Here is an 18,407-nt window from a genome sequence, read left to right on the forward strand (position 1 = left end):
GAGGTCGGTCAGGGCCGTGGGCTGGACCCGGGGCGCCGATCATCGCCCGCGACGGCGACGGCTGCCAGCGGGGCGCCGGCCGGCGGGCGCCGGGTGCTCGCCGTCGCGCCGAGCACCATCGCCCCGAGCACCACGGCCACGCCCACGACCTGCCGGCCGGACAGCGTCTCGGCGGCGAGGACCGTGCCCAGCAGCACGCCGGTGACCGGGTTGAGCAGGCCCACGAGCCCGACGGTCGCCGGCCCGAGCCGGCGCAGGGACGCGAACCACGCGACGTTCGCCAGGGCCGTCGCCACCAGGGACACGTACGCGAACCCGAGCAGGGCGGTGCCGTCGAGCGCGGGCGGTGCGCCCTCGACCACCACCGCCGCCGGGAGCAGCACCAGCGCGCCGGCCACCAGCTGCCACGCGGTCAGGGGCAGGACGTCGACCTCCCCGCGCCAGCGGGTGGCCAGCACGTAGCCGACCGAGGACAGCAGCATCGCGGCGACGGACGCGAGCACCCCGCCCGCGTCGAGACCCCCGCCGGTCCCGCCGCCCCCGCCGAGCATGACCGCGACCCCGGCGACGCCCAGCACGCCGCCGACCACCGCGCGGAGCCGGGGGCGCTGGCCGAGCAGCACCCACGCGGCGAGCATCATGGCGACGGGTCCGACGGCCATCACCGTCGAGGCGATGCTGGTGGGCAGGGTCTGCGCGGCGACGTAGACCAGGGCGAAGAACGCGCCGGTGGTCAGCGTCCCGAGCACGGCCGAGCGCCACCACCAGTCCCCGTGCGGCAGCCGCCGACCGAGCGCGAGCAGCAGCAGCCCGGCCGGGAGCGCGCGGATGACGGCTCCCCAGAGCGGGCTGTCGGCGGGCAGCGCGTGCCGGGTGACGTAGTAGGTGGTGCCCCACAGGACGGGGGCGAGCGCGGCGACGGGGATCCAGCGGCGGGTGTCTTCCACGGAAGCGATACTACCTTCCCCGGAAGGTAGTATCGCCGCATGAGCCCGACGCCCGACCACGTGGACCGCATCCAGCAGGAGTGGGCCCGTGAGCGACCCGACGTCGACGTCCGCCCCCAGGGCGTCATCGGCCGCCTGCACCGGCTCGCCCTCGCGCTGACCGACGAGATCACGGTCGTCTACCGGGAGCACGGGCTGGGCGAGGGGGAGTTCGACGTCCTCGCCGCCCTGCGCCGGGCCGGTGCGCCCTACGAGCGGGCCCCCGGGGAGCTCGCCGCCCACACGATGGTCACCACCGGCGCGATGACCAAGCGGGTCGACCGGCTCGAGCGCGCCGGCCTCGTCACCCGCCGGCCCAGCGCCACCGACGGCCGCGGCCGGGTCGTCGCGCTCACCGACGACGGGCTCGCCCTCATCGACCGGGCGTTCACCGCGCACATGGCGAACGAGCGGCGGCTGCTCGACCTGGTCGGCGAGCAGGACGCCGCGGCGCTGGAGCGGGTGCTGCGCCGCTGGCTCGCCGCGCTGGAGGACGTGCCTACGCTGACCCGGTGACCGCACCGCACGACCGCACCGCCGTCGACCTGCGCGACCGGCTCCGCGCCGGCGAGACCGGGCCCGAGGAGCTCACCGCGCACTACCTCGACCGGATCGCCACCGGCAACGAGGCCGTCGGCGCGTTCGTCACCGTCGCGCCCGACCTCGCCCGAGCGCGGGCGGCGGCGCTCGCGGCCACGGGACCCGACGGCACCGCCGTGCTCTGGGGGCTGCCCACCGGGGACAAGGACCTCACCGACCGCGCCGGCGTGCCGACAGGGTTCGGGTCGCGGGCGTTCGCCGGCGCCCACCGGTACGTGCCCGAGGTCAGCAGCGACGTGACGCAGGTGCTCGACGCCGCCGGCGTCGTCTCGCTCGGCAAGACCGCCGCCCCCGAGCTCGGCTTCCCCTCCTACACCGAGAGCCTCGCCGGGCCGCCCGCCCGCAACCCCTGGGACCGGACCCGCGGCACCGGCGGGTCCAGCGGCGGCGCCGCGGCGGCGGTCGCGGCGGGCCTGCTGCCCGTCGCCCCCGGGTCCGACGGCGGCGGGTCGATCCGCATCCCCGCCGCGGCCTGCGGGCTCGTCGGCCTCAAGACCACCCGCGGGCTGCTGCCCGCCGGCGGGGGAGTCGACTCCCTGGGCGGCCTCGTCGTGCACGGGCCGCTCGCGCGCACCACCGCCGACGCCGCGCTGCTCCTGGAGGGGTTGCTGCCGCGGACCGCGGACGGCACCGTCGACCACCCGCGGACGCTGCGCACCGCCGCCGGGCCGCGCGGGTCCTACCTCGACGCCGCGCAGCGCGGGCGGACCCCCGACGGCCCGCGCGCGATGCGGGTCGGCGTCAGCACGTTCAGCGCCTGGGAGGGCGCATACGACATCGTGCTCGGACCCGAGGCGCGCACCGCGCTCGACGTCGCCGCCGACGCCCTCACCGACCTCGGGCACGCCGTCGACGCCACCGGTCCCTGGGAGCCCGACCCCGGGTACGCGCCCGCGTTCCGGACCCTGTGGATGGCCGGCGCCGCGGCGGTGCCGCTCGACGACCCGGAGCGCCTCGCCCTGCTCGAGCCGCTGACCCGCTGGCTCGTGGAGCGCGGCCGGGCGGTCCCCGCCCGTGACCTGGTCGAGGCGGTCGGGGCGCTCGCGGCGTTCGAGCGCACGATGGTGGAGCGCGTCTCCCGCTACGACGCGGTGCTGCTCCCGGGCATGGCGATGACGCCGCGCCCCCTGGGCTGGTACGACGCCGGCGACCCCGAGCGGAACTTCGCGCAGCAGTGCGAGTACACCCCGTACACGTCGATGATCAACGTCTGCGGGCTGCCCGCCATCGCGCTGCCGGTGCACTGGGCCGACCCCGACGACACCGCGCCCGCGGGGCTGCCGATGGGCGTGCAGCTGGTCGGCCGACCCGGTGGCGAGCACACGCTGCTCGCGCTCGCCGCGCAGCTCGAGGACCGGCTCCGCTGGGCCGACCGTCGGCCGCCCGTCTGGTAGCCGGCCGCCGTCTGGTCGCCGGCCCGGGTCTGGTCGCCGGCCGCCCGTCTGGTCGCCGACGCGGGCCCGGTGGTGCGAGCGCCGCGTGCTCAGGCCGCGCGACCGCGACCGGCACCCCGCCGTGCCGCGTACGCCGCGGCCATCTGGTCGAACTCCTCCCGCGTCAGGCCCATCGCCTCGATGAGCTCGCCCCGGAGCCGGTCGTACGCGATCAGCTCGGCCGGCGTCCGGGGCGGCGGGGTCGCACGGAAGCGATCGCTGACCTCGGTCAGCCGGGCGTGATCGATCGGCCGGGTGCTCATGGGACGCACCGTACGGGCGGGGTCTGACACGGACCTGTGCCCAGTCGCCTCACCCCGCCAGGTGCGCCACCAGCCGGTCCAGCAGCTCGACCTGCGCGGTCACCAGGAGCGGCCGTGCCTCGTCGACGGTGAGCCACCGCAGCTCGCCGAGCTCGGGGAACGTCACCGTCCGGCCGCTGCGCGGCGGCCAGGTGATCGTCGCCTCGCTGACCGGGCCGCGGGTCGCGGGCAGCGCGTCGAGGTCGAGGTCCGCCTCCCGCGCCCAGGCGCGCACGACCTTGCCCGCGCGCTGCCGGACCTCGCCGAGGTCGACGTCGGGCCGCACCCCGACCGGGGCCGGGACGCCCACCTCCTCGGCGAACTCCCGCAGCGCGGTGGCGTGCGGGTCCTCGCCGGGCTCCGGCTCGCCCTTCGGCACGGTCCACGCGTGGTCGCGGCGCGCCCAGAACGGCCCGCCCATCCGCCCGAGCAGCACCTCGGTCCCGCCCGTCCCCGGTCGGTGCAGGAGCAGCCCCGCGCTGGTGGCGGTGGCTCGACCGGGGACCGTCAGCAGCCCGCCTCGTCGTAGCGGCACAGCAGCTCCCACGCCGTCTGCGCCTGGGTGGTGGCGTCGGTGCGGGCCGTGCCCACCAGGCTCTCGCCGCCCTCCGACCCGACCAGGGTGATCGCGGTACCGCGGCGTGTGACCGCGAGGTAGCTGCCGATGGCCTCGTCGAGGGGCGCGGAGGCGGACGACCCGTAGTAGTCGGTCGCGAGCCCGGCACCCTGCGCGCCGACGTCGAGCGGCTCGACGACGTACGTCGTGCTGGTGTCGGAGGCGTACGTGGTGCACGCCGTCAGCGCCGCGGTGATCCGGTCGGCCTCCGCGACGGCCGCGTCGGCGTCCGCGAACACCGCGACCTGCTGCACGCCGATGGCGGCCTCGGCCTCGCCGTCGCCCTGGGACACGGACCGCATCGCGGTCGCGGACTCCGGGGCGCCGGTGTCGCACGCCTGGGGGAACCGCCAGGCCACGACGCCCGCCGACTCCTGCCGCTGCCCGGGGTCGGCGTGCCACGCGGACTCGGGCAGCAGCACCTCGGTCGGCAGGTCGGCGGCGACGTCGCCCGTCCCGGTGGCCGGGGCGGACGGCTCCGCCGGGGTGGTCGGGTCGGCGGTCGGGGCCGCCGACGTCGCGGCAGGGTCGGCGTCGGCGCTCGCGCAGCCGCCGAGGGCGAGCGCGCCCACGGCCAGCAACGTCGTCGTCCGGGTCCGTGTCCAGGTCAGCATGGATCCACCCTGCCGAGGATCCCGCGGCGCCGCATCCCGTCCCGTCCCGCGCCGCGCCGCCGCGGCCCCGCGAGAGGTCACGACACGCCGGCCCGGTCCCCCGCGGACCAGCGTGTCGTGACCGCTCGACGAGCGAGGGCCGGGTCAGTCGGCGATAAACGCCAGGATGTCCTGGATCAGCGTGCGCTGGTACTCGCCGGAGATGCCGTGCGGCGCCCCCGGGTAGACCTTGAGCGTGCCGAGCTTGACCAGGTCGATGGACTTGTACGCGGCCGCCGCGATCGGGACGATCTGGTCGTCGTCGCCGTGCGCGATGAGGATCGGCACGTCCAGGGCCCGGAGGTCCTCGGTGAAGTCCGTCTCCGAGAACACCGCGACGCAGTCGTACGCGGCCTGCAGCTCGGCCAGCATGCTCTGCCGCCAGAAGTCGTCCCGCAGGCCCTGGCTGATCGACGAGCCGGCGCGGTTGGCGCCGAAGAACGACTCCGACAGGTCCTGGTAGAACTGCGACCGGTCCGTCAGGACGCCCTCGCGGATCCCGTCGAACACCTCGATCGGCGTGCCCTCGGGGTTGGTCGCGGACTGGACCATGACCGGCGGGACGGCGCCGACGGTGACGACCTTCGCCACACGCCCCTTGCCGTGCTGCGCGGCGTAGCGGACGACCTCGCCGCCGCCGGTGGAGTGGCCGATCACGGTGAGGTCCGTGAGGTCCAGCTGCTCGACGAGCGACGCGAGGTCGCGGGCGTAGGTGTCCATGTCGTTGCCGCCGGTGGTGCGGGACGACCGGCCGTGCCCGCGGCGGTCGTGCGCGATGGCGCGGTAGCCGGCGTCGGCGAGGACCTTGAGCTCGTAGGCCCAGGCCTCGGAAGCTCAGCGGCCAGCCGTGGCTGAGCAGGACGGGGCGGCCCTGGCCGTAGTCCTGGTAGAAGATCTCGGCGCCGTCGGGCGTGCTGACGTAGGGCATGGTTCCTCCTCGCGTGCGGGGTCCGGACCGACCTGCCGCAGGCGCTTGCCCCCGGCGTCCGTCCCCACCACGATGAGACCGCGCAGCGCCGCGCGGGCACCAGGAAGAAGACCGGCAGAACTCGCACCCCGCGGGTGCGGCCGACGGGGGAGACGGGCGGTCACGTGGGCGAGACGGACCTCGGGGCGCTGCTGCGACGGCACCGCCAGGGCGCGGACCTGACCATCGAGGAGCTGTCCGCGGCGTCCGGGGTGAGCGACCGGGGCATCGGGGACATCGAGCGCGGGGTGAGCCGCGGCCCCCAGCGCCGGACCGTCGAGGCGCTCGCGGACGCGCTGCACCTGACCGCCGACGACCGCGCGCTGCTGCTGCGGGTGGCCCGCACCGGGCGCCGACGCCCCGGGACCGGCACCCCGCACGCGCTGCCGCTGCCGCGTCGGGTGCCGGACTTCGTCGGCCGCGCGGCCGAGCGGGCCGCCCTCGCCGCCGCGCTCGGCGGCGCCCGGCCGGGGGAGGCGGCGCCGGTGGCCGTCGTCACCGGGCCGCCCGGGTTCGGCAAGTCGACGCTCGCGGCGCAGGTGGCCCGCGACCTGCGGGACCGGTTCGGCGAGCAGCTGTTCCTCGACCTGCGGGGCGTCGACCACGAGCCCGTCGCCCCCGACACCGCCGTGCGTCGGGTCGCGGAGGCGCTCGCGGCCGGGACGGTGCCGCCCGACCCCGCGGCCGCCGTCGAGCACGTGCGGTCGCTGCTGGCCGGGCGGGCGGTGCTGCTCGTGCTGGACAACGCCGCGTCCGAGGAGCAGGTCCGCCCGCTCGTCCCCGCGGAGGGCCCGGCCGCGGTGCTCGTGACCAGCCGCCGGGCGCTGGCCGGGCTGGACGGGGTGCACCGGTCCGCGCTGGGCCGGCTCGCGCCGGAGGACTCCGTCGCCCTGCTCGGCGAGATCCTGCCGGGGCGGGGCGACGACGGCGACCTCGCCCGGCTCGCCGCGCTGTGCGACGACGTGCCGCTCGCGCTGCGGATCGCGGGGAACCGGCTCGCCGCCCGTGCCGGCTGGTCGATCGGCGGGCTGGTGCGGCGGATGGCCGTCGACGAGCGTCGGCTGGACTCCCTCACGGCGGGCGACCAGCAGGTCCGCGCGGCGTTCACGTCCTCCTACGAGCAGCTCGGGCCGGGCGCCCAGCGGCTGCTCCGCCGGCTCGGGCTGGTGGACGCCCCGACGATCGGTGCCGGGCTCGCGGCCGCCCTGCTCGGGGAGACGCTGTGGCGCACCGAGGACCTGCTCGACGAGCTGGTCGACCTCAGCCTCGTGCAGCACCTGCCCGGCGACCGCTACCAGCTGCACGACCTGCTGCGCCTCTACGCGCGCTCGGAGCTGGACCTCCAGGAGGACGCCGCGGCGCGCGCGCAGGCCCGGGACCGCGCCGACGACTGGCTGCTGACGACGACCGTCCGCGCCGGCCGGCGGTTCGAGCCCGAGCACGCGGCCGACCCGGACCACGGACGCGTCGACGCACCGGGCGGGGACGTCGACCTGGGGGACCCGGACGCCGCCCAGCGCTGGCTGCGCGCCGAGTCCGCGAGCTGGCTCGAGGCGCTGCGCCGGGCGTCCGCCGCGGGCGCGCACGCCCGGGTCGCGGAGGTCGCGGACGCCCTGCACTGGTTCTCCGACCTGTGGGCGACGTGGGACCGGTGGGCCGAGGTCTACGACCGGTCCGCTGACGCCGCGACGGCCCTCGGCGAGGACCACCTGATCGCCGTGCACGAGGGCTACCGGGCGTGGGCGCAGGCCGTGTGCCGCGGTGACCTGCCGCGCGCCCGGGTGGCCGCGGACCGCGCCCTCGCCGCGGCGCGCCGGTGCGGTGACACGGCCCAGGAGGGCTGGGCGCTGAGCTACCGGTCGTGGATCTGCTCGCAGCTCGGCGACCTCCGCCCGGCCGAGGCGGACGCCCGGGCGGCCGTCGCGTGCATGCGGGCCGCCGGCGACCGGGAGGGCACCCCGCAGGCGATGCTGTCGCTGTCCAAGGCGCAGGCCCGGCTCGGCCGGCACGACGAGGCCGTCCGGACGATCCGCGCGACCATCGCCCGCGTCACCGACCCCGCGACCCGGCCCCGCGCGCAGGTGGCGGCGTTCACCGAGGCGAACGCCTACACCCACCTCGCGAGCACGCTCGCCCAGGTCGGGCGGTGGCCGGAGGTGGTCGAGGCGGCCGAGCAGGCGCTCCGCCTGGCCGCCCCGCTCGGGGTGCCGCGGATCGTCTCGGCCGCGCACCTGGCGCGCGGGCGGGCGCGGGTCGCGCTCGGGGACCCCGGCGCCGCGGTGGGCGACCTGGAGATCGCGGTCGCGCTGCGCAGCGAGCTCGGCGACGGCGCCCTGCTGGCTGCGGCGGCGGCCGACCTCGACCGGGCGCGGGCGTCGCTGGCCGGCGCCGGGACCGTCGCCGCGGGCTAGGGTCGACGGCATGTCGACCGTTCGCCTCGGAGTCCTCGGTGCCGCCCGGATCCTGCACGACGCGGTGGCGGTCCCCGCCGCGTCCGTCCCGGAGGTCGAGGTGACGGCGATCGCCGCCCGCGACCGGTCGCGGGCGCAGGCCACCGCCGACGCGGAGGGCATCCCGCGGGTGCTCGACGACTACGACGCCCTGCTCGCCGACCCCGACGTCGACGCGGTCTACGTCCCGACCCCCGCGGCGCTGCACGGACCGTGGATGCGCCGGGCGATCGCCGCCGGCAAGCACGTGCTGTGCGAGAAGCCGTTCACCGCCAACGCGGCGGAGGCCGAGGAGATCGCGGCGCTCGCGGCGGGCTCGGGCCTGGTCGTGATGGAGGCGTTCCACTCCCAGCACCACCCGTCGTGGGCCCGGCTGCGCGCGCTGCTCGCGGACGGTGCGGTCGGGGACGTCGTGTCCGCCGAGGCGGACTTCTGCGTGGAGATCGCCGACCGGTCGGACATCCGCTGGCAGGAGTCGATGGCCGGCGGCGCGCTGATGGACCTCGGCGTGTACCCGCTGCGCCTGCTCACCCACCTGTTCGGCACGCCGACCGTGCGCGCGGCCGAGGCCGTGGACGTCGACGGCGTGGACGCCGAGATCGTCGTGCACCTCGACCTGCCGGGCGGTGTCCCGGGCACCGTCCGCGCGTCGATGGTCGCGACCGGGCAGGACCAGAGCGTGGTCGCTCGGATCACCGGCACCGCCGGGACGATCACCGTGCACGCGCCGTACGCCCCGCAGAACGGCGGCCGGATCGTGGTCGAGCGCGACGGGGTCGAGGTCGAGGAGCCGGTCGACCCCGAGGGCTCGTACGTGTGGATGCTGCGCTCGTTCGCCGGGGCGGTGCTGCGCGGGGAGGACCCGGTGTCGGGGACCGCGCAGGCGGTCGAGGCGATGCGCGTCGTGGACGCGGCGTACCTGGCCGCGGGGATGCGGGTGCGGGAGCCCGCGCCGCTGGGCTGAACCCGGTCGGCGGAGGGCCTTGACGCCGCACTTGCATTTTGCAAGTGTCTACGCATGAGCCTCTTCATCACCTGCCCGGTCGAGGACGTCGAGCGCTCGACCACCTTCTACACCGCCCTGGGCTGGACGCTCGACCCGGCCATGTCGGACCACCAGGTCTCCTGCTTCGCGATCGCCCCCGGCCAGTACGTCATGCTCGGCAGCCGCGAGATGTACGCGAGCGTCGGCGGCTCGGAGGACCTCGTCGGCGGGCCCGGCACCCCCTCGAAGGTCACCGTCTCGTTCGACCTCGACAGCCGCGAGGCCGTGGACGCGCTGGTCGAGCGCGCCGCCGCCGCCGGTGGGCGCGTCGGCGACACCGACGACTACCCGTTCATGTACCAGCGTCAGTTCGACGACCCGGACGGCTACCACTACTCGCCGTTCTGGATGAAGCCGGACGCCGCCCCGACCGCGTGAGCGACCTCGCCGCCGCCCTCGACGTCGTCGGGGCGCGCTGGGCGCTGCTCGTCGTGGAGCGCCTGCTCGACGGCCCGCAGCGCTACGGCGACCTCCAGCGCGACCTCGGCGTGCCGACCAACGTGCTCGCGACCCGCCTGCGCGAGCTCGAGGCCGCCGGCGTGCTCACGCGCCTGCCCCTGCGGAGCAAGACCCGCGCGTACGCGCTGACCGACCGCGGGCGCGCGCTGCAGGAGGCCGTCGACGCGCTCGCACGCTGGGGGGCCGAGGGGTCCGGGCCCTAGTCCTCCTCGCCCGGCGCCGGGTACAGGTCCGGCGGCCCCGGCGGGTCCTCGCCCACGACGCCGTCGACCACCTCCCGGTACAGGTCCGCGTGGCCGGTGTGCCGCGCGTACTCCTCGATGAGGTCCACCAGGACCCGGCGCAGGCTCGGGCGCGGGGCGTCGTCGTCCTCCGACCAGACGTTGCGGTGGTCGAGGCCGCCGGCGGCGAGCGCCTCCGCGACGCCGGCGCGCGCCCGGACCACCGCGGTGCGCCAGAGCGCGTAGAGCTCCTCGGGCGTGTCGTCCTCCGCGGACGTCCACGGCCAGTCGGGCTCGTCGTCCCAGTCGACGTCCTCCCACGGGGCGCCGGGGCGGTGGCCGAGCAGCCGGGTCTGGAACGTCAGGGTCTCGGTCCACGCGAGGTGCTTGACCAGCCCGCCGAGCGTCATCGTCGACGCACCGACCCACGTGGACAGCGCCGGACGGTCGAGGCCGCCGACCTTCCACGCGAACGTCGCGCGCTGCCGCTCGAGCGAGCCGAGCAGCGTGCTCACCTCGTCCCCGGCGAGCGGCGGTCCGGACACGCGCAGGGGGTCGGTCTCGTCCGGCACGGCAGCCTCCCAGGGTCGGGCCCGATGCGCCGACGGTACGCCGGGGCGCGGCCCGCCGACAGGGGTCGCGTCTTACCTACCGTTTGGTAGGTTTGGGTCCGTCGACGGGGACCGGCCCCCAGCGCTGGCGGCCCGCGGCGACGCGTCCCGCCCGTGACGACCCCCGGAGGCGCCCCGTGCGCAACCCCCTGATCCCCGGCTTCCACCCCGACCCCAGCGTCTGCCGGGTCGACGGCACCTACTACCTGGTCACCTCGACGTTCGAGTACCTGCCGGGCATCCCCGTGTTCCGCTCCGACGACCTCGAGCACGTGGAGCTGATCGGGCACGTCGCCGTCCGCGACGGCCAGCTCGGGACCACGGGCGTCCCGACCGGCGGCGGCACCTGGGCGCCGACCATCCGGCACCACGACGGCCGGTTCTGGGTCGTCGTGCCCGACATGATGGGCACCGGCCGCGGCAACGTGCTGTTCACCGCCGACGACCCCGCCGGGCCCTGGTCCGACGGCGTCGTCATGGACGTGTTCGGCATCGACCCCGACATCGCGTGGGACGCCGACGGCACCTGCTACGTGACGATGTCCGGGCTCGGCATCGAGGACGACGGCTCCATGAAGCACCTCGGCATCACGCAGGTCCGCCTCGACCCGGAGACCGGCGCCGCGCTCAGTGAGCCGATCCCGCTGTGGTCCGGCACCGGCGGCATGTTCCCCGAGGCCCCGCACCTGTACGAGGTCGACGGCACCTGGTTCCTGATGATCGCCGAGGGCGGCACCGAGCGCGGGCACAGCGTGACCATCGCGCGCGGCCCCTCGCCCGAGGGCCCGTTCGAGGGCGCACCGCACAACCCGCTCGTCACCGCACGCGGCAGCGACCGGGCCGTGCAGAACACCGGCCACGGCGACCTCGTGCAGCGCGCGGACGGCACCTGGGCGATGGTGCTGCTCGGCACCCGACCCCGGTCGATGACCCGCGCGTTCGCGCCGATGGGCCGGGAGACGTTCGTCGTCCCCGTGACCTGGGACGACGCCGGGTGGCCGCACGCCGAGCCCGTGCTCCTCGACAACCGGCACGCACCCGTCGACCGGACGATCACGTTCCCCACCGAGGCGCCGGCCGCGCTGGACGGCTTCGACGGCGAGGTCGTCGCCGTGCGTGCGTTCCCCCGGGACGTCGCCGACCTGACCGCCCGCCCCGGGTGGGCGCGCCTCACCGGCCGCGGTGTCGGGATGGCGGACGAGCACCCCGTGTTCCTGGGGATCCGGCAGTGCACCGAGGCGGCGGTCGTCACCGTGACGCTCGACGTCTCCGCCGGCGTCGGCGGCCTCACTCTGCGGTACGACGAGCACTCGCACCTCGACGTCGAGGCCACCGCCGACCTCGTGACCATGACGATGACCGCCCGCGGGCTCCAGCAGTCCTGGGCGCGCCCGCGCACCGGGGGCGGCGAGGTCCGGCTGCGGGTCGTCGCCGACCCGCCGCCCGTCGGCCGGTCGGTGCTCGGTTCCTCGTGCGACCGGCTCACCGGGCTCGTCGAGGACGGCGGCGCCTGGGTCGAGCTCGGCGGGGTCGACGGGGCGTTCCTGTCCTCGGACTTCACCGAGTCGTTCACGGGGCGCGTCGTCGGGCCGTACGCCCGCGAGGGCGTGGTGGACGTGCGGGCGATCGACTACACCGGGCAGGACGTCCAGCGCTGAGGGGGGCGGCCGGGTCAGCGTCGCGGGGTCGGCCGTCCGGCGAGCAGGGTCGGGACGCTCGACGCCCGGGCGATCCACTCCCGCAGGTCGGGATCCACGAAGCCGGCGACCGTCATGAGGTCGTCGTGGCGGGTCGCGCAGGGCAGTGCCCAGACCCGGTGGTGGTGGCCGATGCGGTTCCGCAGCTCGCGCAACCCCGAGACGCGGCGTGCGACGGTCTCCCTCCGGCGGTCGGGAGCGTGGGGAAAGGCGTCCGCGAGGTCCGGCCAGAGGTTCGTCCACCGCTTCGACACGAGCTGGTGCCAGAGGCGGAACGAGGTCTCCGAGAGCACCTGTCCGTGGCTGAGCGGCTTCCGGTTCTGCCGGACCCGCCGGCGGGCCGCCTCGATGTCCGCGAACGGCTGGCGGTGCAGCCGCGATCCGGCTGTTCCACTCGTACGACCGGAGCGCGAGGTCGCGGTCGCCGCCCGCAGCCTGCAGGTAGACGTGCATCCTGTCCGCGCCGAACCGGTGCTCCAGGAGGTCGAACGCGGGGTGCTTGCCGACGGTCGGTGCGTCGGATAGCGTGCTCGACAACACCCCGGAACCGTCCCTGTAACTCGCTCGCGAGTCGATCACACGGCCGGGGTTTCGTCGTGTCCCCGGTGTCGCCTCGCTGACCATCGTCGCCTTCCGGGTCGGGCCTCCAGATCCGGCGACCGTATCCCCCCGTGCTCTGACCCGCGCAAGCCCCGTCTCGCGTGCCCTCGGGACGGCGAGGCCCCGCGCCCGACGAGCGGGTGCGGGGCCTCGTGCGGCCGCTGCGCGGCGGTCAGGCCGGGAGCGTGAAGGTGTTCAGGCTCCGGGCTCCGTCAGGCCGTGGCGAGCTCGTGGTCGATGGCATCCCGGATCACCTGGCTGCGGGTGCGGTGCTCCCGCTCCGCCAGGGCGTCCAGCGCCCGCAGCCTCTCGGGGTCGAGCCGCACGGGGACGACGACGCCCGGGTCGCGCCCGATGCTCCGGGCGCGACCCGGGCGCCGTCGTGCCTCCAGCCACGCCGGGTCGTAGCCGGCCTCGGCCTCGGCGGCGGCCGTGTCGAGCGCCGCGATCTCGTCCGGCGTCAGGTCCGAGGTGTCGTTCGGGTTGGACACGTCACTCCTCGAGTAGTCGGTAGTAGCCGGCGCGCAGGCGCATCGCGTGGATCAGGACCGGTTCGCCACGGACGTGCATCACGACCACCTCCAGCGGGCGAGCCATGCGGTCGAAGCCGATGACGAGCGTGCGGACGGGGTCTTCGCCGAGCGGAACGACCGTCGTACCCCGGTGGGCTACGTGCTCGGCGTCCGCGCGGTCGATGCCGTGACGGTCTGCGGACGGGTGAAACCTCAACGGATATACCGTAATACGGAAACCGGACCCCTGCTAGCCGGTTCTGACGGGTACTGCGTTCGCGCGCTGACCATCGACACCTCCCGGGTTGTGCCCCCCCCGGACCCGGCGACCGTATCCCCCCGTGCTCTGACCCGCGCAAGCCCCGTCTCGCGGGCCCTCGGGACGACGAGGCCCCGCGCCCGACGAGCGGGTGCGGGGCCTCGTGCGGCCGCTGCGCGGCGGTCAGGCCGGGAGCGTGAAGGTGTTCAGGCTCCGGGCCGCGAGGGTCGCGGTGAACGCGCGGGTGGTGTCGGCCGGGTCCTCGAACGAGAACTCCTCCGCGCGGTCGAGCGCGTTCTGCACGACGACGACGAGCGAGCCGTCCGGGTTGGCGTACGCCGAGCCCTGGGCGCTGAACCGGCCGGTGACGCCGAGCGGGACGGCGCCGGGTCGGACTGCGGACGAGTAGTGCTTGAGCACGTAGTACTCGGGGTTGCGCGTGAACGTGCCCGCGGCGGTATCGACGGTGAGCAGGGAGTTCTGCGGCCAGCCCCAGGTGCTCAGCCCGCCGGGCTCGAGCGCCGTGTTCCAGTACGTGTACCCGGTCGCGCCGTGCTGCAGGTAGTGCCGGACCAGGTGGAAGACGTACTCCGCCTCCTCCCAGCTGTTGTCGCCGAACCCGCACTCCGACTCGGTCTGCATGATCTCGAGCTCGGGCCAGGCCTCGTGGGTGCGGGCGACCGCGTGCTGGCCGGCCCACTGGTAGCCGACGCCGGCGATGTACCGGCGGGCGTCGTCGTCGAACAGGATGTTGTCGACGAACCGCGCGTAGTTGGTCAGCGCCTGCCCGGTCGCGGTGAAGGTCATGTCCTCCGGGCCGTTCAGGGTGCCCAGGAAGATCGCCGTCGTCAGGCCCGCGTCCTCGAACGCGGGGCCGAGGTGGTCGCGGATGAACACCCGCAGCTGCTCGGACGTCCACACGCAGGACGGGAACTTCTGGTCGGCGAACACCTCGTTCTGCACGTGGATCTGGCTGACCGTGATGCCGCGCTCGGCGTACGCCTGGACGAACCGCACGAAGTACCGCGCGTACGCGTCGAGGTTCTCGGGGGTCATGACCAGGGTGCCGGAGTTGTAGACCGGCGGGTTCTTCATCCACGTCGGCGGGCTCCACGGGGAGCAGTGCAGGACCATCTCGTCCTGGTACCGCTGCGCCTGCCGGATGAACGGGATGACCCGCTCCTCGTCCCGCTCGACGGAGAAGTGCTCGAGCGCGTAGTCGCCCGGCGTCTCGTCGTAGGAGTACCAGGAGGTCGCGAAGTCGTTCGCGCCGACGGCGGATCGGTTGACCCGGAGGTTCAGCTCGTCGGGGCTGAACAGCTCGCGGTAGATCGTCTCCTGGTCGTCCTCGGGCAGGGCGCTGATCGCGCGGTGGCCGAGCTCGTTGAACGTGCCGCCGAACCCGCGCAGGGTCTGGCCGCGCGTCCCGGTCAGGGTCAGCCCGCGGGCGGACGTGGCCCCGGCGGCGGGGGTGCCGCCGTCGGCCCACAGCGCGTCGGCGGTGGACACGGTCCAGGTGGGCGCGCTCACCGGACGCCCTTGATCCGCGTGATGAAGAACGCGCCGAGCAGGGCCGCGGCGATCGACACCGGGAACACGAACCCGTACCCGCCGGTCGCGACGACGATCGCGGAGGTGAGGAGCGGGCCGACGGTCTGGCCGGCCGTGGTCGACAGGTTGAGGATGCCGAGGTCCTTGCCGGCCTCCTCCTCGTTCGGGAGGACGTCGACGTTGAGCGCCTGGTCCACGGAGGTGTAGACGCCGTAGCCGAAGCCCGCGATGCCGGCGAACAGGAACATGCCGGCGGGGGTCGGGTAGATCCACGGCATCGCGATGCCGACGGCGAACAGGACGCTGGACACGACGACCGGGAAGCTTGCGGCGCCCGATCAGGTCGGACACGGGGCCGGAGACCACCGACCCGACGAGCGACACGACCAGGGTGATGACGGCCATCGTCGCGATCGTCTTCGCGGACTCCGCGGTCGTCTGCCCGACGTGGTCCTGGACGATGTACAGCTGGTAGGCCATGACCATCTGGTACGAGACCAGCATGAACAGGCGGCCGGCGAACGCGAGGTAGAAGTCGGGGGCCTTGCGGGGCGGGCGGAACGACTTGAGCAGCTCGCCGAACCCGGCGGCGGCGGGCGGCAGGTCCGCGGCGGACGTCTCGCGCGGCCACACGATCAGCGCGATGACCGCCGATCCGGCCATCAGGGCGCCGCCGAGCACGAAGCCGGGCAGCGCGTGGGTGAGGAACGCGGCGCCGACCAGCGAGCCGACGGGGGCGCCGCCGGCGAGGCCGCCGCCGTAGAACGCGGACATGGTGCCGCGCATCCGCCCGGGCACCCGGTCGGCGAGGACCGCCACGGCCGGGGCGAGCATCATGTTGAGGCCGACCATGCAGACGCAGTAGACGAGCGTGATGAGCGCGGGGCTGGTCAGGACCCCGATCGCGAACAGGGAGACGCCGCCGATGAGGCCGCCCGCGAGGATCCACGGGGCGCGGCGCCCGAACCGGCTGCGGGTGCGGTCGGACAGGTTGCCGAACACGAGGTTCGAGACCAGCGAGACGACCGCGGTGATCGCGCTGATCGAGCCGAGCAGCGTCTCGGGCGAGTCCACGCCGATGTCCCGCAGGCGCTGCGGCAGGAGCACGGCCGCGACGATCTGCAGGCCGACGATCCACAGCAGCCCGTAGACGAAGAACCCGGCACCGAACCTGAGCGTGCGGGCCCGGGTGAACGGCGTGCCGGTGTCGGGGGCGATGTCGTCCCGTGCCGAGGAGGGGGACTCCTCGGGGGCGACCGCTGCCTGCGCTTCCATCTGAACCTTCTTCGGTCCTGGGAGTCGGACGGCTCCACGTCGAGACGTCGTGGTGCCGGCATCGCGTCGTCGTCGGCGCCACCACTACCTACCGTTTGGAAGGTAGTGGAGAAATTACGACCGGGCGGTCGGGATGTCAACACGCCTGGTCGTCGGGGGTGAGTGGCGCCTAGGGGCGCGGCGGGTACACGCCGGTCAGGGCGATGAGCGCGCGGATCCGCAGGTACGGGGGCAGGTTGTTGTGCGGCAGGCCGGAGCCCGTGACCGCGGTCGCGTCCGGCATCAGGACGTCCGCGGGGCCGGTGCCGTACAGCGCGCGGCGGGTCCGGCCCTGCTGCGCGACCGCCCACGACGCGCCCGACGGGTTGCCGGTGGTGCCGCGGGTGCCCGCGGCCGCGGTCGCGACGGCGTGCCCGTGCGCCGGGAGCTGCTGCTCGGTGAGCGTCACGGCCGCCTGCCCGCCGACCTCGCCCGGGGACCTGAACCGGTCGGGGCTGTTCCGCCGGGTGTGCACGGGCGTGCGGTCCCGCAGGTCCGGGAGCCGGAACTCGTTCGTGCCGTTGCCGCCGAACTGCACGCCCAGCACGGAGTACAGGGCCACGTTCTGGGTGATCGGCACCGACTGGCCGTTGCACTCGGCCCAGCCGCCCGGCGTCCGCAGCCCGGCGTACAGCCGGATCTCGCCGACGAACGCCTCGAACGTCGCGTCGGTGTCCTCGTTCGGGTACACCCCGGCGACCGCGATCGCGTACGTCATCGCCAGGTACGGCGGCATGTTGTCGTGCGCCTCGTTCGCCCCGGCGATCGCCACCGTGCCGGCCATCGCCACCTGGGCGGACGGCCCGTAGTGGGGCTCCTCGGTCGCGGCCCAGCGCGCGCCCGCCGGGTCGGCCGTGGTCGCCGGGGCCGCCGTCGCCCGAGCGGCGTGCCGGTGCGGCGGGACTCCGCCGTGGTCAGCCGGTGGGTGCGCTCGCCGCCGACCTCGCCCGCGGTCCCCGAGCCGGTGTGCACCACGACCCGGCCCCGCAGGTCCGGGAGCCGGAAGGTGGTCTGACCGTCGCCCCCGTAGACCGTGCCGATCAGGCTGAACAGCGCCTGGTTCTGGTTGATCGCGAGGATCTGGCCCTCGCACGGCACCCACCCCTTCGGCACGGAGCGCGTCGGGAACAGCCGGATCTCGGCGAGGTACGGGTCCATGACGTCCTGTCAGCTCGGGGAGGGGTAGACGCCCACGACCGCGATGATGAAGTGCACGGCGAGGTACGGCGGGAGGTTGTCGTGGGCCGCCGACCCGCCGGTCGTCGCGAGCGCGTCCGGTGCCATCGCGAGCGGCGTGCCCGTGACCGCACCGGGGGCGTAGCCGGGCTCGGTGGTCGCCGCCCACACGCCGCGGTCCGGCGAGGTGGCCGTCGCGGCGGCGGCGGACCCCAGCACCCCGTGGGTGTGCGCGGGGAGCTGCGCGGCGGTGAGCGTCACCGTCTCGGAGCCGCCCCGGGCGCCGAGCGGCAGGTCCGGCGCGGTGTGCACGGGCCACCGGCCCTGCAGGTCGGGCAGCGCGAAGGTCTCGACCCCGTCCCCGCCGTACGTCGTGCCGATCACGGCGTACAGCACGTCGTTGTCCGCGATGCGGAGCAGCGAGCCGTCGCAGAACAGCCAGCCCGCCGGCGCGAACGTGCCGCCGAACATGCGGATCTCGCCCAGGTAGGGGTCCACGGGTGCTCCTCTCCCGCCCTCAGGCGGACCGGACGACGACGGCTTCGAGCACCGTGCCCGCGCCACCGACCGGCTCGGTGTGCAGGAGGAGGTCGCCGGTGGCGTGCGCGAACGTCCGGGTGGCTCCGGGGAGGTCGACGGGCCGGTCCGCGGTGAGCTCCAGCCGGAACGCGTCCTCGCGCGCCGCCGTGCCCCGCAGGCCGGTGACCGCGCTGAGCGTCAGGTCGGTGCCCTCGGTCGCGAACCGCGTGCCGACCAGGGGCAGCAGCGCGGCGAGCGTCAGGTCCAGCGCGGGCCGGCGGGTCGCCAGCGCCACGCCCCCGGTGCCGGCGGCCGCCAGCGCAGCGGCGGCGGCGCCGGCCTTTAGCACGGTGCGACGGGTCGGCACGGGACTCCTGGACCTTGCGGGGACGACGGGACGGGCGTGAGCCTATGAGGATTCACCCGGATGACGGGT

21 protein-coding genes are annotated in these 18,407 nt (G+C 75.3%); 7 read left to right on the forward strand and 14 right to left on the reverse strand.

Features of this window, described 5'->3' with window-relative positions:
* Positions 1-8 precede the first annotated feature (8 nt).
* Positions 9-947, reverse strand: coding sequence for a DMT family transporter (locus AC1VL8_RS05325; RefSeq protein WP_483074431.1), 939 nt, complete (start codon positions 945-947; stop codon positions 9-11).
* 39 nt (positions 948-986) lie between these two features.
* On the opposite strand from AC1VL8_RS05325, the gene AC1VL8_RS05330 reads away from it, so the two are divergent.
* Together AC1VL8_RS05330 and AC1VL8_RS05335 are read left to right on the forward strand one after the other, a co-directional pair.
* Positions 987-1,502, forward strand: coding sequence for a MarR family winged helix-turn-helix transcriptional regulator (locus tag AC1VL8_RS05330; RefSeq protein WP_483074432.1), 516 nt, complete (start codon positions 987-989; stop codon positions 1,500-1,502).
* Positions 1,499-2,980 (forward strand): amidase, encoded by a 1,482-nt coding sequence (locus AC1VL8_RS05335; protein WP_483074433.1) that lies wholly within the window; start codon positions 1,499-1,501, stop codon positions 2,978-2,980. Before AC1VL8_RS05330 ends, AC1VL8_RS05335 begins: the two co-directional genes overlap by 4 nt.
* Positions 2,981-3,069: 89 nt before the next feature.
* Here AC1VL8_RS05335 and AC1VL8_RS05340 read toward each other — a convergent pair whose 3' ends face one another.
* From AC1VL8_RS05340 to AC1VL8_RS05355, 4 genes are all read right to left on the reverse strand, one after another.
* Positions 3,070-3,282: a hypothetical protein gene (locus tag AC1VL8_RS05340; RefSeq protein ID WP_483074434.1), complete on the reverse strand. Its 213-nt coding sequence runs from the start codon at positions 3,280-3,282 to the stop codon at positions 3,070-3,072.
* A gap of 49 nt (positions 3,283-3,331) precedes the next feature.
* Entirely contained in the window at positions 3,332-3,856 is a 525-nt protein-coding gene (locus AC1VL8_RS05345) for an NUDIX hydrolase (RefSeq protein ID WP_389233935.1), read from the reverse strand.
* Positions 3,829-4,551 (reverse strand): hypothetical protein, encoded by a 723-nt coding sequence (locus AC1VL8_RS05350; RefSeq protein ID WP_483074435.1) that lies wholly within the window; start codon positions 4,549-4,551, stop codon positions 3,829-3,831. The genes AC1VL8_RS05345 and AC1VL8_RS05350 overlap by 28 nt, the downstream gene beginning before the upstream one ends.
* Before the next feature lie 144 nt (positions 4,552-4,695).
* Positions 4,696-5,367 carry an alpha/beta fold hydrolase gene (locus AC1VL8_RS05355; RefSeq protein ID WP_483076189.1) on the reverse strand — a complete coding sequence of 224 codons (672 nt, stop codon included), beginning with the start codon at positions 5,365-5,367 and terminating at the stop codon, positions 4,696-4,698.
* A 315-nt stretch (positions 5,368-5,682) separates the two neighbouring features.
* On the opposite strand from AC1VL8_RS05355, the gene AC1VL8_RS05360 reads away from it, so the two are divergent.
* The 4 genes from AC1VL8_RS05360 to AC1VL8_RS05375 are packed head-to-tail and all read left to right on the forward strand — an operon-like array spanning position 5,683 to position 9,714.
* The gene (locus AC1VL8_RS05360) at positions 5,683-7,968 is read left to right on the forward strand and encodes a helix-turn-helix domain-containing protein (protein WP_483074436.1); all 2,286 of its coding nucleotides are present in this window, start codon (positions 5,683-5,685) and stop codon (positions 7,966-7,968) included.
* 10 nt (positions 7,969-7,978) lie between these two features.
* Positions 7,979-8,971: a Gfo/Idh/MocA family protein gene (locus AC1VL8_RS05365; protein WP_389233925.1), complete on the forward strand. Its 993-nt coding sequence runs from the start codon at positions 7,979-7,981 to the stop codon at positions 8,969-8,971.
* Between the two features lie 54 nt (positions 8,972-9,025).
* Positions 9,026-9,430 carry a VOC family protein gene (locus AC1VL8_RS05370; RefSeq protein ID WP_483074437.1) on the forward strand — a complete coding sequence of 135 codons (405 nt, stop codon included), beginning with the start codon at positions 9,026-9,028 and terminating at the stop codon, positions 9,428-9,430.
* Positions 9,427-9,714, forward strand: a complete 288-nt coding sequence (locus tag AC1VL8_RS05375; RefSeq protein ID WP_483074438.1) for a winged helix-turn-helix transcriptional regulator — start codon at positions 9,427-9,429, stop codon at positions 9,712-9,714. Before AC1VL8_RS05370 ends, AC1VL8_RS05375 begins: the two co-directional genes overlap by 4 nt.
* On the opposite strand, the gene AC1VL8_RS05380 is transcribed toward AC1VL8_RS05375, so the two are convergent.
* Positions 9,711-10,304 carry a mycothiol transferase gene (locus AC1VL8_RS05380; protein WP_483074439.1) on the reverse strand — a complete coding sequence of 198 codons (594 nt, stop codon included), beginning with the start codon at positions 10,302-10,304 and terminating at the stop codon, positions 9,711-9,713. The genes AC1VL8_RS05375 and AC1VL8_RS05380 overlap by 4 nt on opposite strands.
* A gap of 176 nt (positions 10,305-10,480) precedes the next feature.
* Between AC1VL8_RS05380 and AC1VL8_RS05385 the strand changes: the two genes are divergently transcribed.
* On the forward strand, positions 10,481-12,001 hold the full coding sequence (locus AC1VL8_RS05385; RefSeq protein WP_483074440.1) for a glycoside hydrolase family 43 protein: 1,521 nt from the start codon (positions 10,481-10,483) through the stop codon (positions 11,999-12,001).
* A 14-nt stretch (positions 12,002-12,015) separates the two neighbouring features.
* On the opposite strand, the gene AC1VL8_RS05390 is transcribed toward AC1VL8_RS05385, so the two are convergent.
* The 8 genes from AC1VL8_RS05390 to AC1VL8_RS05425 all read right to left on the reverse strand — a co-directional run bounded on the left by AC1VL8_RS05390 (position 12,016) and on the right by AC1VL8_RS05425 (position 18,338).
* Entirely contained in the window at positions 12,016-12,333 is a 318-nt protein-coding gene (locus AC1VL8_RS05390) for a hypothetical protein (RefSeq protein ID WP_483074441.1), read from the reverse strand.
* A gap of 519 nt (positions 12,334-12,852) precedes the next feature.
* Positions 12,853-13,131, reverse strand: a complete 279-nt coding sequence (locus AC1VL8_RS05395) for a CopG family ribbon-helix-helix protein (RefSeq protein WP_483074442.1) — start codon at positions 13,129-13,131, stop codon at positions 12,853-12,855.
* A 1-nt stretch (position 13,132) separates the two neighbouring features.
* Entirely contained in the window at positions 13,133-13,369 is a 237-nt protein-coding gene (locus tag AC1VL8_RS05400) for a toxin (RefSeq protein WP_483074443.1), read from the reverse strand.
* A 225-nt stretch (positions 13,370-13,594) separates the two neighbouring features.
* A complete protein-coding gene (locus AC1VL8_RS05405; RefSeq protein ID WP_483074444.1) occupies positions 13,595-16,237 on the reverse strand; it encodes an MFS transporter in 2,643 nt (880 codons plus the stop codon).
* 169 nt (positions 16,238-16,406) lie between these two features.
* On the reverse strand, positions 16,407-17,060 hold the full coding sequence (locus AC1VL8_RS05410) for a phage tail protein (protein WP_483074445.1): 654 nt from the start codon (positions 17,058-17,060) through the stop codon (positions 16,407-16,409).
* Positions 16,991-17,434, reverse strand: coding sequence for a phage tail protein (locus AC1VL8_RS05415; RefSeq protein WP_483074446.1), 444 nt, complete (start codon positions 17,432-17,434; stop codon positions 16,991-16,993). The genes AC1VL8_RS05410 and AC1VL8_RS05415 overlap by 70 nt, the downstream gene beginning before the upstream one ends.
* Positions 17,435-17,443: 9 nt before the next feature.
* Positions 17,444-17,950 carry a phage tail protein gene (locus AC1VL8_RS05420; RefSeq protein WP_389233899.1) on the reverse strand — a complete coding sequence of 169 codons (507 nt, stop codon included), beginning with the start codon at positions 17,948-17,950 and terminating at the stop codon, positions 17,444-17,446.
* A gap of 19 nt (positions 17,951-17,969) precedes the next feature.
* Positions 17,970-18,338, reverse strand: a complete 369-nt coding sequence (locus AC1VL8_RS05425) for a DUF6916 family protein (protein ID WP_389233896.1) — start codon at positions 18,336-18,338, stop codon at positions 17,970-17,972.
* Positions 18,339-18,407: the final 69 nt, after the last annotated feature.

It is taken from the genome of Cellulomonas sp. KU4C (genome assembly GCF_056868065.1).